The organism is Mucilaginibacter mali, from assembly GCF_013283875.1.
GTDB lineage: Bacteria > Bacteroidota > Bacteroidia > Sphingobacteriales > Sphingobacteriaceae > Mucilaginibacter > Mucilaginibacter mali.
The window spans coordinates 3,728,099-3,746,665 of the sequence record NZ_CP054139.1 but is presented as its reverse complement, the minus strand read 5'-3'; the positions used below and the strand labels follow the sequence as shown (position 1 = coordinate 3,746,665).

The following is an 18,567-nucleotide window of genomic DNA, read 5'->3' as shown; positions in this document are numbered from 1 at the left end:
AAAGAAAGATCATGGAAAAGCAACTCACCAAACTCAATATATTTTCGGCCAAAGGCATACAAATGCGCACGTTCCATATTACATGGCTCATGTTCTTTGTATGTTTCTTCGGCTGGTTCGGCCTGGCGCCGTTAATGCCCACCATCCGTGCCGAACTACATTTAACTAAAGCACAGATCGGTAATATCATCATAGCTTCGGTAGGTTCAACCATTATAGCCCGTTTAATTATGGGTAAACTGTGCGATACCTGGGGGCCGCGCAAAACAGCTGTAAGGTTACTGCTTATCGGTTCGCTGCCTGTATTTTTTGTAGGGCTGGCACACAGCTATGCTACGTTTTTAATGTTCAGGCTGGCTATCGGGGTTATCGGGGCATCGTTTGTGATCACGCAGTTCCACACCTCTATGATGTTCGCATCTAATATAAAAGGTACGGCCAATGCCGTTACCGGTGGCTGGGGCAATCTGGGCGGCGGTGTTACCAATATGGTTATGCCATTAATTTTTGCCGCCATAGTAGGTTTCGGTTATACACCGGCTCAAGCCTGGCGCTATGCCATGATCGTTCCCGGCAGCATGATGTTGGTGATCGCCTTTGTGTATTATAAATATACCAAAGATACCCCCAATGGTAACTACGATGAAATAGGTTATAAAAGCAAATCAACCAAAACAGATTGGAGCGTACTGGCCGACTGGCGCATTTGGGCCTTGACCATGGCTTACGCTATGTGCTTTGGAATGGAAGTAACCTTTGATAACGTAGCATCACTGCACTTTGTAGATACTTTCCATCTTTCGCAAAGCTCGGCAGGTTTTTGGGCGGGGATTTTCGGCTTCATGAACATTTTTGCCCGGGCGCTGGGCGGCATCGTGTCAGACAAGGTTGGGAAAAAACATGGTATGCGGGGTAAGGGCCTTTTACTGGCCGGGGTGCTGCTTTTAGAGGGCTGCGGGCTGGTGTTGTTCGCACAGGCAGGTAGTTTGCTCATTGCTATTATTTCCATGCTGTCGTTCGCACTGTTCCTTAAAATGAGTAACGGGGCTACTTACGGTATCGTACCGTTTATCAACGAAAAGAATGTAGGCCTGGTAAGCGGTATAGTAGGCGCGGGCGGTAACCTTGGGGGGATGCTGTTCGGCTTCCTGTTCAAATCATCGGCCATTACTTATGTGCAGGCTTTTAGCTATATCGGTTACACGGTAATGGTAGTAGCGGTAATCATACTCATTACCCGTTTCCGCAAGCAAACAGCAAACGAAGACCAGCCCGCTGGCATAGTGGCAGCGGTATAAATTAATCTGTAAAAAATGTCATCACCCGGAAAAAATATCACGTCGTTAACGTCTACCTGCTGTTATTGCGGGGTGGGTTGCGGCGTGGTGGTGAATAAGGAAAAGAATGGGGATATTACCGTTTCCGGGAATAAAGACTACCCGGTAAACAAAGGGATGCTGTGCAGCAAGGGGATGAACCTGCACTACACCGTTAACGATAAAAGCGACCGGCTGCTATACCCCCAAATGCGTTATAACAAAAGTATGCCCCTGCAAAGAGTAAGCTGGGACGACGCGCTTGAACGTACCGCTGCTGTTTTTAAAACCTTTATTGAAAAATACGGGCCCGATTCGGTGGCGTTTTATGCCTCGGGGCAATGCCTTACCGAAGAATATTACGTGGTGAACAAGCTGATGAAAGGCTTCATCGGCAGTAATAATATCGATACAAATTCGCGCCTGTGTATGAGCAGCGCGGTGGCTGCTTACAAGCTGGCTTTAGGTGAGGATAGCGTACCGCTTTGCTATGATGATATTGAACTGGCCGACTGTTTCTATGTTACCGGCGCTAACCCGGCCTGGTGCCACCCGATACTGTGGCGCAGGGTAGAGGCGCATAAAGCCGCCAACCCTGATACCAGGATCATTGTGGTTGACCCCCGGGTAACAGATACCTGTAGCCTGGCCGATCTGCACCTGCAAATTAACCCCGGTACGGATATTACACTGAACCATGCTATCGGCCGCCTGTTGATCGAAAACGGCGATATCGATATCGGGTTTATCCGTAGCCATGCCGAGGGTTTTGAACAATACAGCGCACTGGTGTTTAAACGTACCCTGGTCGAATCGGCAAAAATATGTGGTGTGAGCGAGCGCGATATCCGGCTGGCCGCTAAATACATCGGCGAAGCCAAAGGGTTTATTTCCATGTGGACCATGGGATTGAACCAAAGCGCTGTTGGTGTAAACAAAAATCTGAGCCTTATAAACTTGAATTTGATAACCGGCCATGTGGGCAAGCCCGGTTCGGGGCCATTATCCCTTACCGGGCAGCCCAATGCCATGGGTGGCCGCGAAGTAGGCGGTTTGGCTAACCTGTTGCCCGCCCACCGCGACCTGAAGAACCCGCTGCACCGGCAGGAAGTGCAGCAATTTTGGAAAGGTAAACCCATCAGCCCTGAACCGGGCCTTACCGCCACCGAAATGTTTGAGGCGCTGAACGATGGCCGCCTGAAAGCCATCTGGATCATGTGTACCAACCCGCTTACCAGCTTGCCCAATGTGCGTTTGGCCGAAGAAGCTTTAAAAAAAGCCAAATTTGTAGTGGTGCAGGAGGTAAGCAATAAGCCCGAAACTTTGGCTTATGCCGATGTGATACTGCCCGCCGCTGCCTGGGCCGAAAAGGAGGGCACAATGACCAATTCGGAAAGACGGGTCAGCTACCTGAACAAGATCACCGATGCGCCGGGCGAAGCCATTCCTGATGCTGAGATCATTTGCCGCTTTGCCCGTAAAATGGGTTACCCGGGTTTTGATTTTAAGAACAGTACCGAGATCTATGCCGAACATGTTAAGCTAACCGCTAAAACCAATATTGATATAAGCGGTCTGAGTTACGAGGTGCTGAAAGAACAGGTATCGGTACAATGGCCCTATAAAAAGAAAAGCAAGGCCGGCGGCACCGAACGCCTTTTTGCCGACAGGAAGTTCTATACCCCATCGCAAAAAGCCATCATCCATGCGGTGCCCGATGCTTTTAGCAGCGAAAGGCCCGATGCTGATTATCCGTTTATATTAACCACCGGCCGTATCCGCGACCAGTGGCATACCATGAGCAAAACAGGTAAGGTAAACAAACTGAACCAGCATATTAAAGAAGCGTTTATAGAGATACACCCGCGCGATGCTGCTGCCATGCATTTAAAGGATGGCGATATAACCGTTGTTACGTCGCGCCGTGGCGAAGTGCAAGTGAAAGTTAAGCTAACTACCCAGATAAAACCCGGTGTGGTGTTTTTACCGATGCACTGGGGCAAAATACTGGGCAGCGATCTGCATCGGGCTAATAACCTCACTAACGATGCGCTCGACCCAATATCGAAAGAGCCTGATTTTAAATATTGCGCGGTTAATATCGCCAAATATAAAAAGCCATTTCAGCGTGTTGTAGTGGTAGGCGCGGGGGCTGGGGCATACGGTTTTGTAAAATCGTACAGGGAGCTGAACCCGAACGATCGTATCACCATTTTCAGTAAAGAGGATTTTCCATTCTACAACCGTGTGATGCTGCCCGATTACATCAGTGGCGAACAACAGTGGGAGCAACTGGTGAAAATGAAGGACGAGGAAGAACCAGAATACCGCATTAGTTTACTACGCGGCGTTAGTGTAACGAATGTAGACCGTGAAAACAAATGCGTAACCGATTCGCGCGGGATCAAAACCCCTTATGATGTGTTGATCATGGCTACCGGCAGCCGGGCGGCTATCCCTAAAAATGTGCCTTCGTTACCGGGCATATTCAGCATGCGCAGCCGTACTGATGCCGATAATTTTAAAAAACATGTTAAAAAGAACGGGCATGTGGTAATTGTAGGGGGCGGATTACTTGGTTTGGAGATGGCGGCCTCATTGCGCGAGATAGGCATCCGTATCACCATTGTGCAGCGTACATCCAGCTTTTTAAACAGGCAGTTAGATGCACTGGGCAGTAAGCTATTGCACGAAGAAATGGTTGACCAGGGCTGCGATATTTATTATGATGATGAGGTGCAGCTATTTTACGGTCGGGCCAGGTTAACTGGTGTAGGCTTACGCAGCGGTCGAAAGATTGATTGCGATGCCATGATCCTGGCTATTGGTACCACACCCAACCTTGAACTGGCGCGCGAATGCGGCCTGGCCTGTAAACGGGGCGTAGTGGTGAATGAGCGCCTGCAAACCAGCGCCCCGGATATTTATGCCATTGGCGAAATTGCCGAATTTAACGGCACACTATATGGTATTACTGCCGCTGCCGAACAACAGGCCGCGGTTGTTGCCGGTTACCTGAATGGCGATATAGCCAGCTATTATAAGGGCAGCGTATTTATGAATATTATTAAGATCCACGGTTTCGATCTGTGCAGTATCGGCTTGCCCGAGTGCCCCGACGAGCCGGGGTACGAAGAGGTGGTATTTATTGATAAAGCCAAACGCTATTACAAAAAGTGCATCATCCACCAGGATAAATTGGTAGGTACGATATTGATAGGTGATAAAAGCGAATTCCTGGAATTTAAAGAACTGATAGCCAATAAAACCGAACTAAGCGAAAAACGCCTGCAACTACTGCGCAGCGGTAGCAAGGCCGATCCGGTTTTAGGGAAATTGGTATGCAGCTGCAATAATGTGGGGGCTGAAAACATCAGCAAAAAAGTGATGGAAGGCTGTGATAATATGAAAGACCTATGCGCGGCAACAGGCGCCGGTACCGGTTGCGGATCGTGCCGGCCCGAGGTGAAACGCCTGTTGGAAGAAGGCCTGAAGAATTTGGTTTCGCAAAGAGTGGCGTAGTATGGAACATCTCATTAAAATAAACTTACCTGGCGGCGTGGCATCAGCAGGAGATCTTTACGAGATACTGGTGATAGCCGAAAACGCGGGCGCGCGACATATCCGTTTCGGTAACCGGCAGCAATTGTTTTTTACTGTTGATGCCGCCGAGCTGGAAGATATGGAACTGGAGATGCTGCGTGCGGGTACCAGTTATGAAATTGATGCTGATGAGTATCCCAATATCATGAGTTCCTACGTGTGCGACGCCATTTTCAATCACGAGAGCTGGCTGCGGGAAGGTGTTTATAAAGATATTTTCGACCTGTTCAATTATCAGCCGCAACTAAAAATAAACCTGATAGACCGGCACCAAAGTTTTATACCATTTTTTAGCGGCAACTTTAATTTCATCAGTTCGGATGTGAGCAATTACTGGTACCTGCATATCCGGTTTCCAAAAACCAATCAGTTTTATTGCTGGCCATCTCTTATCTATTCGGACGATATCCCAACCATCAGCAAAAGGGCCGAAGATGTTATCCTGAAGAATAAGTCTTTGTTTTATGATGCCCCTCACATTGATGAGCAACTGTTTTTTGAAAAGGCGGGCAAAACCTTAAATATCCCGGCACAGCCATTGCCGGGGCCGTTGCAACTGCCCGATTTCTACTTGCCGTATTACGAGGGTTTTAACCGTTATGCTAATAAATACTGGCTGGGCATTTATCGCAGGAACGAACTGTTTGATATTGGCTTTTTAAAAGATGTATGTAACCTGTGCCTGAAAACACGGATAGGGCAATTGTATACCACGCCATGGAAATCGATATTGATAAAAGGGATAGAACCTAACGACCGTAACGACTGGGGCTATATCCTTGATAAATACCGCCTTAATATCCGCCATGCATCAAACGAATTGAACTGGCAGATTGAAGACATGTGCGAAGCGGGGCTGGCACTGAAACAGCAACTGGTCCGCGAGTTTGAGGAGGCCGATCTGCGCACCTATCGGCTAAGCTTCGCTATAAAAACACAGCCTAAAACCGGGTTGCTTGGTTCAATAATTATAAAAACACAACCATCGGGCGCGTTCGAGGTATTACATACAGTTGATTTTAACCCTAACTCTAAAAACTATATTTCCTATAGAAAACGGATCAGGAAAGAAAACCTGGTACAGCAACTAACCGAGCTTTGCAATAGTTATTACCAGCTTTCGCAAAGCAAAAAAAAGGTTTTGACGGATGTGCCTGATAAGGGGGATGCTACAACTACAGATGAATTGCTTTATAGCTGCAAACATTGCATGACTGTTTATGATAAAACTTACGGCGATGCATCAAATGATATCCCGGCCGGAACTGCATTTGAAGATCTCGGCGTTTACATATGCCCTGTTTGTGAATCGGAAGATAGTTTTGAGTTGATAGACAAAAGATAGTATTTTAAGGCGATGAATAATTTAGCAACCGCTTTTCAACTTTTTGACGATTATAACCGGCAAGACCCGCGTGGTTTTGAATGGGATGGGACTGATTACCCGCAAGAATATTTTTTTGCTATTAAACTGTATGATTGGGTTTTAAAGCTCGACCCTAATGCAAACCAAGAATTACTTTTGGCATCGCGCAGCCAGCATATTGGCCGTTGGGAAATACCGCGCGAAAGTTACCCCGAGGGTAGGGAGCCCTATCTGAAATGGCGTAAAGACCTGGCGCTGCACCATGCCGCCATAACAGGTAAGTTGATGAAACAGGCCGGATATAGCGATGAACAGGTGGATCGTGTAAGCCAGATCATCCTGAAAAAGCGGATAAAGGTTGACGCCGATGTGCAAACGATGGAAAATGCGCTTTGTTTAGTTTTTCTGCAATACCAGTACGAGGATTTTAGGAAGAAGTACGAAAACGATCCGCAAAAAATGATCAATATCCTGCGTAAATCCTTATTAAAAATGGATACTCACGGGCATAGTTTCGCTTTAGGCTTAAACTTTTCGCCAGCTGCTTTAAATTTAATTCAACAAGCCTTAAAATCGGAAGATTAAATAAATACTCCCTGTCTTTCAGGTAGCTGAATTAAGGAAATGATGAATATTTACCTGCAGTGAATTAAATAATGGCTGCAGTAACCAAGTAATTTGTTACTTTCATGCTTTTTATTTATTGTGCGTGCTCGCAAACACCGTGTTGTAAAGCAGCAGGATAAATAATGAAGATACAATCAGGGAGAGCGTAAAAAGAATGTCTGACAGGAAGATAACGATAAAGGATATTGCCTTAAAAGCAAAGGTTTCGACAGGTACGGTAGACCGCGTTATCCATAAAAGAGGGCGGGTTTCGCCTAAAGTAGCTGAGCGCGTACTGAAGATACTGGAGGAGATGGATTACGAGCCGAACTTTATCGCGCGGGCGCTGGGTTCAAAAAAGACATTCGAGGTAGCTGCCCTCATTCCTGACGATCAGTACGATACCTATTGGAAAGACCCCAGGGAAGGGATAAAACGTGCCGAACGTGAGTTGAAGCAATACGGTGTAGTTGTTAAGTTCTTTTTGTTCGACCCTTACGATGTGAAGTCATTTGTGGAGCAGGCCAGGCAGCTTAACAATAGCGAACCGGATGGCATTATCGTATCCCCTATATTTTACCGGGAAGTTTTGCCCTTTTTTAAAACCTGGCAGGATAAAAAGATCCCCTTTGTACTTTTCAATACACAAATTGCCGATATATACCCGCTTTGTTATGTAGGGCAGGACGCCTACCAAAGTGGTATGCTGGCCGCGCGATTGGTGCACAGCAGTTTACCAGATAATGGTACGGTCCTCATCGCCCATTTCGACGAGGATATTTCCAACGCTTTCCACATGAGCAAAAAAGAGCAGGGATTCAGGAATTACTTTGTACAGAACGATCTTGAAGAGTACGACCTGCTGAAGGAAGAGTTGAATAGTTCAAATTATTCGCTGTTTAAAGCGCAGATGGATAAGGTGATAGAACATAATTCCAATCTTAAAGCCATCTATGTAACCACTTCCAAAGCCTACCAGGTGGCCGGTTATCTTAAAGAGCGACGAATTAATGGAATAAAAATAATAGGGTACGACCTTTTACCTAAAAACGTTAATTTTTTGCAAAGCGGGCTGATCACATTTCTCATCAACCAAAATGCCAGGGGACAAGGGTTCTGGAGCCTGCAACTGATATCGGAATATCTTGTGCTGAAAAAAGAGATACCAATGATGAAATATCTGCCGCTGGATATCATTGTGAAAGAAAACCTCAACTATTTCCTGGGAGAGGATACCGATTTTTTAAATATTAATTGACAGCTTAAAAATGAGTGATTTGCCTATATGGTATAAAATTTTTAATTTGCGTGTGCGCACACGCAAATTTTATTACATTTGCTTTAAATCATTTATAAACAATAGCGTTTCCGCATACATTTTAATATGAAAAAGCTTTTAAGTGGCCTGGTTGCAGTTTTGCTCATTCCCGGTGTCATGAATGCCCAAACTCAAAAAGGTATTTATAGATCGGGTTGGATAGATCTGAATAAAAACGGCCGGAAAGATATTTACGAAGATCCGTCGCGTGGTATTAATGAGCGTATCGCCAGCCTGCTTTCGCAAATGACGTTGGAAGAGAAAACCTGCCAGATGGCAACCCTGTATGGCTGGAAGCGGGTGTTAAAAGATTCGTTACCTACCCCGGGTTGGAAGAACGAGATCTGGAAAGACGGCATTGCCAATATTGATGAACACCTGAACGGGTTTATCGGCTGGGGTAAATTATCAAACTCAAATCTGGCTGCCAATATGGAAAAACATATTTGGGCGATGAATGAAACCCAGCGTTTCTTTATTGAACAAACCCGCCTGGGTATCCCTACCGATTTTACTAACGAAGGTATCCGGGGGGTAGAAGCCTACGAAGCAACCGGCTTCCCCACGCAGTTAAATATGGGTATGACCTGGGACAAAGACCTGGTTTATCAGGAAGGGTTAATTACCGGTAAAGAAGCACGCGCCCTTGGGTATACCAACGTGTATGCCCCTATACTTGATGTGGCCCGCGACCAGCGCTGGGGCCGTTTGGAAGAATCGTATGGCGAAGACCCTTACCTGGTGGCCCGTTTGGGTGTAGCCATGGCAAAGGGTATGCAGGATCATAACCAAATCGCTTCAACGGTTAAGCACTTTGCTGTTTACAGCGCCAACAAAGGAGCCCGCGAAGGTTTTGCCCGTACAGATCCGCAGGTGGCGCCGCGCGAGGTGGAGAATATATTGCTTTATCCTTTTAAACATGTGTTTAAGGAAGCTGCTCCAATGGGCGTCATGAGTTCTTATAACGATTATGACGGCATCCCCATTTCAGGCAGTGATTACTGGCTGATCAAACGCTTGCGCGAAGAAATGCATTTTGCAGGTTATGTGGTGAGCGATAGCGATGCGCTGGAATATCTATCAGGCAAGCACCATGTGGCGGCTAATTTAAAAGATGCCGTTTACCAGGCCTTTATGGCAGGCATGAATGTGCGTACTACTTTCCGTAAACCCGATAGTATCATCATTTATCTGCGACAACTGGTTAATGAGGGCCGTATCCCTATAGATACCATTAATAGCCGCGTTAAAGATGTGTTGCGGGTAAAGTTTAAACTGGGTTTGTTCGATCATCCTTATGTGGAAAATGCTGCCGAAAGCCGTAAGCTGGTTAACAGCGCCGCGCACCAGACTGTGGCCTTAAAGGCATCGCTGGAGAGTATTGTGCTGTTAAAAAACAAAGGCAATATCCTGCCTTTGTCTAAAACATTGAACCGTGTGGCAGTGATCGGTCCGAATGCAACAAACGATGACTATGCGCATACGCATTACGGTCCGTTGATGTCGCCAAGTGTAAATGTATTGCAGGGTATCCAAAATAAACTGGGTAACAATAAAGTAAGCTATACCAAAGGCGCTGACCTGGTAGATAAAACCTGGCCCGAAAGTGAGATCCTGCCCCAGCCAATGGACAAACGCGAGCAGGCCATGGTCGATTCAGCCGTGCAGGTAGCCCAATCGGCCGACGCGGTGGTAGTGGTGCTGGGTGGTAATACACGCACAGCCGGCGAAAACAAAAGCCGTATCAGTTTGGATCTGCCGGGGCACCAGTTAGATCTGATCAAGGCCGTAAAAGCCACTGGCAAGCCAGTAGTAGTGGTACTTATCGGCACACAGCCCATGACCATCAACTGGATAGATAAATATGTGGATGGTATCATCTACGCAGGCTACCCGGGGGTAAAAGGTGGTACCGCAATTGCCGATGTACTGTTTGGCGATTATAACCCCGGCGGCAAACTAACGCTTACTTTTCCTAAAGCAGTAGGCCAGTTGCCGCTGAATTTCCCATCCAAGCCCAGCGCGCAAACTGATGACGGTGAAGAAGCGAAAGCCAAGGGGCTGTTGTATCCGTTTGGTTTCGGGTTAAGTTATACCAGTTTTGCCTATAGTAACCTGAGCATAGCGCCGGTGGAAAAAGATGGGGCCGATATTCAGGTAACCGTCGATGTAACCAATACCGGCAAAGTGGCAGGGGATGAAGTAGTTCAGATCTATATCCGCGATGTACTAAGTTCGGTAACCACTTACGAGAAACTGTTAAAAGGATTCGATCGCGTACATCTTGCTCCCGGCGAGAAACGCAGCTTGCACTTCAGCATCCCACGGGAAGAATTGAAGCTATATAACCGAAAAATGGAGTTTGTACTTGAACCCGGCGAGTTTAAAGTAATGGCCGGTTCATCCTCGGCCGATATCAGGCAAACACGTAGCTTTTTTATTAAATAGGCAGCATTATTAAAAAATATGTCACGATTAAATTTATTAGAAGAAACCCGGTACGAAAAACTGCCGGTAACCATATTCTCCAACCAGGTTGCAGCCAGTAAGGCTGTAGCGCGCCGTATTGCCGACCTGATATTGGCCAGGCAACAAACCGGCGAACAAGCGGTATTAGGCCTGGCCACGGGCGTTACGCCCATACAGGTTTACCAGGAACTGGTGCGCCTGCACCTCGAGGAGGGATTAAGCTTTAAAAACGTGGTAACCTTTAACCTCGACGAATACTATCCGATGCAGCCGGATGCCGAGCAGAGCTACGTAAGCTTTATGAACAAGCATCTGTTCGATCATATCGATATCGATAAAGCGAATGTGCATATCCCCGATGGCGCGCTTTCGCGGGAAAAGGTGGAGGCGTTTTGCCTGGCCTACGAGCAAAAGATAAGCGCTTATAAAGGGCTTGATATACAATTACTGGGTATTGGCCGTACCGGCCACATTGGTTTTAACGAGCCGGGTTCGGCGCCAAATTCGGGTACACGCCTGGTAACCCTGAACGACCTGACCCGCAGCGATGCCTCGCGCGATTTTGGCGGGAAAGAGAATGTACCCACCAAAGCCATTACCATGGGTGTGGGTACAATTTTTAAAGCCCGCGAAATTATCCTGATGGCCTGGAATGCAAAGAAGGCCAGCATTATTAAAAAAGCGGTTGAGGGAGAAATTTCGGCCGATGTACCGGCTACTTTCCTGCAACTATCAGACAATGTAGAGTTTATTTTGGATACCGGCGCGGCCAGCGAACTGACCCGCTTTGATACGCCCTGGCTGGTTAAGGATTGCATTTGGGATGCCCAACTGGTAAAAAAAGCGGTGATCTGGCTGGCGCAAACGCTAAAAAAACCTATTCTGAAACTGACGGAGGAAGATTATAATAACCACGGCATGGCCCAACTGGCTACAGAAAAAGGGCCAGTGTACAATATCAATATCGATATTTTTAACAAGGTGCAGCATACCATTACCGGCTGGCCGGGAGGTAAACCCGATGCCGACGACAGGCAACGCCCCGAACGCGCGCAGCCTGCAAAGAAACGCTCCATCGTTTTCTCGCCGCACCCGGATGATGATGTAATCTCGATGGGGGGCACTTTTATCCGCCTAGCCGACCAGGGGCATGAGGTGCATGTGGCTTACCAAACATCGGGCAATACGGCCGTTTGGGATGATGATGTGCTGCGTTATGTAGAATTCAGCATGGATTTTGAACAAAGCCAGGGCCGGGATACTACCGTGCTGAAGGCTTTGTATGATGATATGCGCGCTTTCTTTAAAACCAAGCAGCCCAACCAAACCGACCCCAAACCGGTGCAAACCATTAAAGGGCTGATCAGGAAAGGGGAGGCTATCGCGGGCGCCCGCTTTGCGGGTTTACCGGACGAGCGGATCCACTTCCAGGCCCTGCCTTTTTACGACAGGTTGAAGACCAGCAAACAGGTGAGCTTTGAAGACGATATTGTGCAAACCATGGATCTGCTGCGCGCCATAAAACCACACCAGGTATTTGCCGCCGGCGATTTTGCCGATCCGCATGGCACGCATAAAGTATGTTTTGATATTATTCTTGAAGCGCTAAACCGCCTGAAAGCTACTGACGAATGGGCTAAAGACTGCTGGCTGTGGTTGTACCGTGGCGCATGGCACGAGTTTGAGATACACGAGATAGAAATGGCCGTGCCGCTCTCGCCCGAAGAAGTGAAACGTAAACGAGAAGCTATTTTCAAGCATCAGTCGCAAAAAGATGTACCCGTATTTCCCGGCGATGATGCCCGCGAGTTTTGGGTAAGGGCCGAGCACCGCACCGGCGAAACTGCCCGCGCTTATGATGAACTGGGCCTGGCTAATTACGAAGCGATAGAAGCTTTCAAAAGATGGATCTTTTAATTTAAAAAACAACGCAATATGGTATCTCAAACCACTCCTTCTGCCACCACAAGCCAACAAAAGGCTGGCATCCCTCCGATACTGATCATCGGTGTATTGTTCTTCATTTTCGGTTTTGTAACCTGGCTCAATTCGGTATTGATACCGTATCTGAAAATGGCCTGCGAGTTAAACAACCTCGAATCGTACCTGGTTGCCGGGGCTTTTTACATCTCGTATTTTGTAATGGCCATACCATCGGGCGCGCTGCTTAAATATACCGGCTTTAAAAAAGGGATGGCCCTGGGCTTGCTGGTAATGGCGGTTGGTGCACTGGTATTTATCCCGGCTGCTAACACGCGCGTGTATTCGCTGTTCCTGCTGGGTTTGTTTATACAAGGCACAGGTTTAGCCTTATTGCAAACGGCATCCAATCCATACATTACCGTCTTGGGTCCTGCAGAGAGCGCTGCCCGCAGGATAAGTATCATGGGTATTTGTAATAAAGTAGCCGGGGCTATCGCGCCATTAGTACTGGGAGCAATCACCTTAAAAGGTGCCGATGAATTAAAAGCAAAACTATTAACCATGACCGCTACCCAGCGTGCAGAGGCCCTGAGCGAACTTTCATCAAGGGTGATCATGCCTTATGTCATCATGATCGTTGTATTACTGATATTGACGGTATGGGTTTACCGCTCGCCGCTGCCCGAGATTGATACCGAGCATGAAGACGAGGCCCTGTTGGCGGCTAACAGCAATAAGCGAAGCGTATTTCAGTTTCCGCACCTGTTGCTTGGTGTATTAGCTTTGTTCCTGTATGTAGGGGTAGAGGTAATGGCTGGTGATACCATCATTAGTTATGGCGTTTCGCAGGGTATCAGTTTAGCAACTGCCCGGTTTTTCTCTACCATTACCCTTTCCTGTATGATCGTGGGTTACCTGGTAGGTATTGTATGCATCCCCCGCTATTTTACGCAGGACAAAGCCTTATGTTTTTCGGCGATACTGGGTGTGGTGTTTGCACTGCTGGCCGTATTTACGCAGGGCATGGCATCGGTATTGTTTATCTCGCTGTTGGGGCTGGCCAACTCGCTAATGTGGCCCGCATTGTGGCCCCTGGCCTTAAATGGTTTGGGCCGTTTTACAAAAATTGGCTCATCGTTGCTGATCATGGGGATTGCAGGTGGCGCCATATTACCCCTTATCTACGGCGCACTGGCCGATGCTTACGATACCCGGAGCGCTTATTTAATTATGGTGCCTGCCTATTTATTTATCGGGTACTATGCAGCATTTGGATACAAAATAGGGAAGCGAACTACAGGTTTATATAAAGCATAACACATTACATACATGAAAAAGAAGATATTGGTTACCGGCGGTACGGGTTATATTGGTTCGCACACGGTGGTCGAGCTGATCAATGCCGGTTACCACCCGGTTATTATCGATAACCTGTCTAACTCAGACATAAAGGTGCTGGAGCAGATCAGGCAGATCACTGGGGTAACGCCCGAGTTTTATGAAATTGACCTGTGCGATAAGTTAAGGTTTAACGCTTTTATGGAGCATCAGCAGGATATTGCCGGGGTGATCCATTTCGCCGCGTTTAAAGCCGTGGGCGAATCGGTTGAGCAACCCTTAAAGTATTACGATAATAATTTCGGTTCGCTGATCAATGTGCTGCAATGTTTTGCGCAACGGCAGGTGGCTTTTGTTTTTTCGTCAAGCTGTACGGTTTACGGTCAGCCCGATGTGTTACCGGTTTCTGAAGATGCACCCATAAAGAAGGCGGAATCGCCTTATGGTAATACCAAGCAGGTGGCCGAGGAAATATTGAAGGATGTGGCCCGGACTGCCGATAATTACCAGATCGTTTCGCTGCGATACTTCAACCCGGTTGGTGCGCATGCCTCGGCGCTGATCGGTGAGTTGCCGCGAGGGGTTCCCCAAAACCTGGTGCCCTTTATCACCCAAAGTGCAAGTGGCAAAAGAGGCCCGCTTACCGTTTTCGGCCGGGATTATAATACGCCTGATGGCAGTTGCATCCGCGATTTTATCCATGTGGTAGATTTAGCTAAGGCGCATGTTGCCGCACTGAAATACCTGGAAGAGCAAAAGGAGGTAAAATACGATGTGTTTAACATCGGTACTGGTAATGGCTATTCAGTGTTGGAGGCTATTAACGCGTTTAATAAAACCACAGGCGAAAAACTGATCTTCAAAACCGGCGAGAGAAGGGCTGGCGATATAGAAAAGGTTTGGGGCGATGTAAGCAAGGCTGCCCGTTTGCTTAGCTGGAAGGCAACATTGGGGATAGATGAAATGATGCGATCTGCCTGGGCATGGGAAAAATACCTGAAAGCTACCGAATTGCAGGACGCGTAATTGCGATAAACAAAGTAAATTTATAAAAAACTGTAATAGAACATCATACAGATGAACAGATCAAATAACTTAATTATTCCATTTATGGCCTACAAGCCACAGGCCGATACGATCTCAGGTATTGGCGCCCGGTTGGATAATTTTACTAAACAATCATTGTCGCATCTGCTTTGGCTGGATGTACAGCCGAAGCCGGTAGTCAGCTTTGCAATTGGGCACAGCCGGGATATGCTCTTTTTGAAATATTACGTCAGGGAGAGGGATATTGCAGCGGTTCATCGAAATATTAATGATCCGGTGTATAAAGATAGTTGCGTTGAGTGTTTTATCGCGTTTGAACATGACCTGAACTATTATAACCTGGAGTTTAATTGTGCCGGTACCGTTTTGGGAGAATATGGTTGCGGCAAAACCAACAGGAAGTTTCTAAACCGTCAACTGCTCGGGCTGATCCGTACTGAAACCTCGGTAAAGTTTAACCAGCAGGATCAGCTATTTGAATGGGAGCTAACCATAGCTATCCCGACAGCAGTTTTCGAGTTTCATCAAATTGAGGGTTTTGGGGGGATGACCTGTCGCCTTAATTTTTTTAAATGCGGCGATGACCTGCCAGTTCCGCATTACCTGGCCTGGAACGCGGTGCATGCTACTAATCCCGATTTTCACCGTCCGGAATATTTTGGAACCGGCGTATTCGAGCGTTTTGAAATACCTGTCGAACTGTAAGAACGTATTGATGCCGGTGTTGCTCAAGCAATATCATTTTTCGGGCGAAAACGCAACCAAATCAAACGTTTGCGCAATCTTAGGGACTGATATTTTCTTCTCAGGATTTAAAGTGTATGTACATTCGAACGACAATAATAAGCCACATTTTAAGCCTATCGTAAAAAGCAGGTAGCTGTAATGCCGCCACCGAAATTTAGATACATGAAAAACAATATATCAACCGGAAACCGGAGAAATTTCCTTAAAACAGGATTGACAATAGGGGGCATCTCTCTATTAAATCCGGTAATAGCCACCGCAAGTCCAACCGTGGCTGATGATAAAGCCCTTGAGATTGCTGCCGGGCCCTATCTGCAAACCGATTTTAATAATGAAATGTCGGTTTTATGGATAACTACTAAAAACTGTAATAGCTGGGTAGAGTACGGCGAATCGCAAAACAACCTGGATAAAAAGGCTTATGGTGATGGAAAATTAGGATTAAAGCCGGCGGAGCGCTTAAATTGTATCCGGTTAAAAGATCTGAAACCAAATTGTACGTATTATTATAAAATAGTTTCGAAGGAAATAACAGATTTTCAGCCATATAAAGTTACTTATGGGAAAACGGTTTCAGGCGCGGTAGAATCATTTGTAAACCCTGATCTGAAGAAAAACGAGATCTCCTTTGTAATGCTGAATGATATTCACGACAGGCCAAACTCCATCCCTGATCTTTTAAAGCTGGATAAGGGGAATCAACGTGATTTTGTTTTCTTTAATGGTGATGTTTTTGATTATCAAACAGATGAACAGCAAATTATAAACCACATGCTAAAGCCATGTGTAGATCTTTTTGCTAAAACAACGCCGTTTGTATACGTGAGGGGTAACCATGAGACCCGGGGTAAATTCGCCAGGAATTTAGCCGACTATTTTGACAATGTGGCTAACGCGGCATTTACCTTAGGCCCGGTACGCTTTGTGATACTGGATACCGGAGAAGATAAAGAAGACACGCACCCGGTATATGCCGACCTGGTTGATTTTGACCGCTACCGGGAAGAACAGGCAGCCTGGCTTGAACAGGAAGTTAACCGCAAAGAGTTTAAAAAAGCGGCTTTCCGTGTGGTATTAATGCATATTCCGCCCCGTTATTCGGGCGATGCGCATGGGCCTGTTCACTGCACTAAAGTTTTTGAACCCATTATGAACCGCGCTAAAGTAGATATTGTTTTGAGCGGGCATACGCATACCTATAAGGTGCATGCGCCGGCCAGCGGCTTAAACAGCTATCCCATTATTATTGGCGGCGGGCCTCAAACGGGCACCCGGACGATAACAAAAGTAGTTGCCAATAAAGAGCAGCTAAAAGTAAGCATGTTAAATGATTCGGGCGCGGAAGTGGGGAGTTATACGCTAACCAAAAGATAGATCTGGCTGAACCAGGAAACAGCAAACACATATTAAAAACCAATCCTAAATAGAAGATACAACTAATGGAACGTAGAGAATTTATTAAAAATACCGCCATAGCCGCGGCAGGGCTTACCATTTTGCCGGGGGGCACCCTGTTTGCCAAAAGCGATAACACAAAAGTGCGACTTGGTTATATTGGCGTTGGTGCCAGGGGCATGAGCCATATCTCGGAAGCTACGCTTAGGGATGATGTGGAAATTGTTGCCATTTGCGATACGCAGGAACACTCGCTCAATACTTGCCGCAAGTTTATTGCAAAAGCCGGCAAACCGGCACCGGTTGAGTATACCGGCGGGGTAGACGCTTATAAGAAATTGCTTGAACGTAAAGATATCGACGCCGTTATTATCGCAACACCCTGGCAGTTTCATAAAGACCAGGCCATTGATGCTATGCACGCGGGTAAATATGTTGGCTGTGAGGTAATCGCCGGCCTTACCGTGCAAGACCACTGGGATATTGTAAACACATCAGAAAAAACAGGGATCCCTTACATGACACTGGAGAATGTATGCTACCGCAGGGATGTAATGGCTGCGCTGAATATGGTGAGGCAGGGCGTTTTTGGCGAAATAGTGCACCTTGAAGGCGGCTATCAACACAATTTAAGGAATGTACTGTTCAATGATGGTAAAAACTATTATGGCGGAGGTGTAGAATACGGGCCAAAGGCATTAAGCGAGGCGCAATGGCGCACACAGTTTAATATTGACAGGGATGGCGATCTGTATCCTACCCATGGCGCCGGGCCAATTATGCAATATGCCAATATTAACAGGGGCAACCGTTTTGTAAACCTTGTGTCTTTCAGTTCTAAGGCAAGGGGCCTGGCTGCTTATGTGGAAGACCTGGCTCCCGGGCACCCGAATGCGAAATTGAACTATAAGAATGGCGATGTTACCACAACGATGATCAACTGTGCAAATGGTGAAACGGTGATGCTTAGCCATGATACCCATCTGCCAAGGCCGTATTCAATTGGTTTCAGGGTACAGGGTACCAACGGCATCTGGATGGATGTAAATAAATCGATCTATATTGAAAAGAAATCCAAAGGGAACGATCAATGGGAATCGGTTAATGAATGGTTCCAGAAATACGATCACCCGCTTTGGAAAAAATACGAAAAAGAAGCCGTAGGAGCCGGGCATGGCGGTATGGACTGGTTTGTATTTAACGGTTTTATCCAGGCGGTAAAGTACAAAAAACAAACCCCGATAGATGTATACGATTCGGTAACGATGAGTGTGATCGCGCCGCTTTCCACCCAATCGCTTAAAGAAGGAAATATGCCGCAAAAATTTCCCGATTTTACAAAGGGCAAATGGAAGGAGCGGAAAAATACTTTTGCCCTGGATGATAGCGGTTTTTAAGCCGTCGACACAATTATAAATTTTGAAATAATATAAGTAAAT

At 46.7% G+C, this 18,567-nt stretch carries 12 protein-coding genes; all 12 read left to right on the top strand.

What is annotated here, in order from left to right:
- Window positions 1–11: 11 nt before the first annotated feature.
- The 12 genes from HQ865_RS15505 (at window position 12) to HQ865_RS15450 (ending at window position 18,525) form a co-directional block, all read left to right on the top strand.
- Window positions 12–1,298: an MFS transporter gene (locus tag HQ865_RS15505; RefSeq protein ID WP_173415768.1), complete on the top strand. Its 1,287-nt coding sequence runs from the start codon at window positions 12–14 to the stop codon at window positions 1,296–1,298.
- Window positions 1,299–1,313: 15 nt separating this feature from the next.
- Window positions 1,314–4,838: a nitrate reductase gene (locus HQ865_RS15500; protein ID WP_173415767.1), complete on the top strand. Its 3,525-nt coding sequence runs from the start codon at window positions 1,314–1,316 to the stop codon at window positions 4,836–4,838.
- 1 nt (window position 4,839) lies between these two features.
- Window positions 4,840–6,264, top strand: a complete 1,425-nt coding sequence (locus HQ865_RS15495) for a rubredoxin (protein WP_173415766.1) — start codon at window positions 4,840–4,842, stop codon at window positions 6,262–6,264.
- A 12-nt stretch (window positions 6,265–6,276) separates the two neighbouring features.
- Entirely contained in the window at window positions 6,277–6,870 is a 594-nt protein-coding gene (locus HQ865_RS15490; protein WP_173415765.1) for a DUF4202 domain-containing protein, read from the top strand.
- 196 nt (window positions 6,871–7,066) lie between these two features.
- A complete protein-coding gene (locus HQ865_RS15485; RefSeq protein ID WP_173415764.1) occupies window positions 7,067–8,149 on the top strand; it encodes a substrate-binding domain-containing protein in 1,083 nt (360 codons plus the stop codon).
- 126 nt (window positions 8,150–8,275) lie between these two features.
- Window positions 8,276–10,657 carry a glycoside hydrolase family 3 C-terminal domain-containing protein gene (locus HQ865_RS15480; RefSeq protein ID WP_173415763.1) on the top strand — a complete coding sequence of 794 codons (2,382 nt, stop codon included), beginning with the start codon at window positions 8,276–8,278 and terminating at the stop codon, window positions 10,655–10,657.
- 18 nt (window positions 10,658–10,675) lie between these two features.
- Window positions 10,676–12,595 carry a glucosamine-6-phosphate deaminase gene (gene nagB / locus HQ865_RS15475; RefSeq protein WP_173415762.1) on the top strand — a complete coding sequence of 640 codons (1,920 nt, stop codon included), beginning with the start codon at window positions 10,676–10,678 and terminating at the stop codon, window positions 12,593–12,595.
- 18 nt (window positions 12,596–12,613) lie between these two features.
- Window positions 12,614–13,918, top strand: a complete 1,305-nt coding sequence (locus HQ865_RS15470) for a sugar MFS transporter (protein WP_173415761.1) — start codon at window positions 12,614–12,616, stop codon at window positions 13,916–13,918.
- 12 nt (window positions 13,919–13,930) lie between these two features.
- Window positions 13,931–14,965, top strand: coding sequence for a UDP-glucose 4-epimerase GalE (galE, locus tag HQ865_RS15465; RefSeq protein WP_173415760.1), 1,035 nt, complete (start codon window positions 13,931–13,933; stop codon window positions 14,963–14,965).
- 51 nt (window positions 14,966–15,016) lie between these two features.
- Window positions 15,017–15,691: a carbohydrate-binding family 9-like protein gene (locus HQ865_RS15460; RefSeq protein ID WP_173415759.1), complete on the top strand. Its 675-nt coding sequence runs from the start codon at window positions 15,017–15,019 to the stop codon at window positions 15,689–15,691.
- A 204-nt stretch (window positions 15,692–15,895) separates the two neighbouring features.
- Window positions 15,896–17,107: an FN3 domain-containing metallophosphoesterase family protein gene (locus tag HQ865_RS15455; protein WP_173415758.1), complete on the top strand. Its 1,212-nt coding sequence runs from the start codon at window positions 15,896–15,898 to the stop codon at window positions 17,105–17,107.
- 65 nt (window positions 17,108–17,172) lie between these two features.
- A complete protein-coding gene (locus tag HQ865_RS15450) occupies window positions 17,173–18,525 on the top strand; it encodes a Gfo/Idh/MocA family protein (protein ID WP_173415757.1) in 1,353 nt (450 codons plus the stop codon).
- Window positions 18,526–18,567 lie beyond the last annotated feature (42 nt).

Bases quoted from the DNA above. Each gene is read 5' to 3' on its own strand.
- HQ865_RS15505 (WP_173415768.1), top strand. From the start codon at position 12: ATGGAAAAGCAACTCACCAAACTCAATATATTTTCGGCCAAAGGCATA.
- HQ865_RS15500 (WP_173415767.1), top strand. From the start codon at position 1,314: ATGTCATCACCCGGAAAAAATATCACGTCGTTAACGTCTACCTGCTGT.
- HQ865_RS15495 (WP_173415766.1), top strand. From the start codon at position 4,840: ATGGAACATCTCATTAAAATAAACTTACCTGGCGGCGTGGCATCAGCA.
- HQ865_RS15490 (WP_173415765.1), top strand. From the start codon at position 6,277: ATGAATAATTTAGCAACCGCTTTTCAACTTTTTGACGATTATAACCGG.
- HQ865_RS15485 (WP_173415764.1), top strand. From the start codon at position 7,067: ATGTCTGACAGGAAGATAACGATAAAGGATATTGCCTTAAAAGCAAAG.
- HQ865_RS15480 (WP_173415763.1), top strand. From the start codon at position 8,276: ATGAAAAAGCTTTTAAGTGGCCTGGTTGCAGTTTTGCTCATTCCCGGT.
- nagB (WP_173415762.1), top strand. From the start codon at position 10,676: ATGTCACGATTAAATTTATTAGAAGAAACCCGGTACGAAAAACTGCCG.
- HQ865_RS15470 (WP_173415761.1), top strand. From the start codon at position 12,614: ATGGTATCTCAAACCACTCCTTCTGCCACCACAAGCCAACAAAAGGCT.
- galE (WP_173415760.1), top strand. From the start codon at position 13,931: ATGAAAAAGAAGATATTGGTTACCGGCGGTACGGGTTATATTGGTTCG.
- HQ865_RS15460 (WP_173415759.1), top strand. From the start codon at position 15,017: ATGAACAGATCAAATAACTTAATTATTCCATTTATGGCCTACAAGCCA.
- HQ865_RS15455 (WP_173415758.1), top strand. From the start codon at position 15,896: ATGAAAAACAATATATCAACCGGAAACCGGAGAAATTTCCTTAAAACA.
- HQ865_RS15450 (WP_173415757.1), top strand. From the start codon at position 17,173: ATGGAACGTAGAGAATTTATTAAAAATACCGCCATAGCCGCGGCAGGG.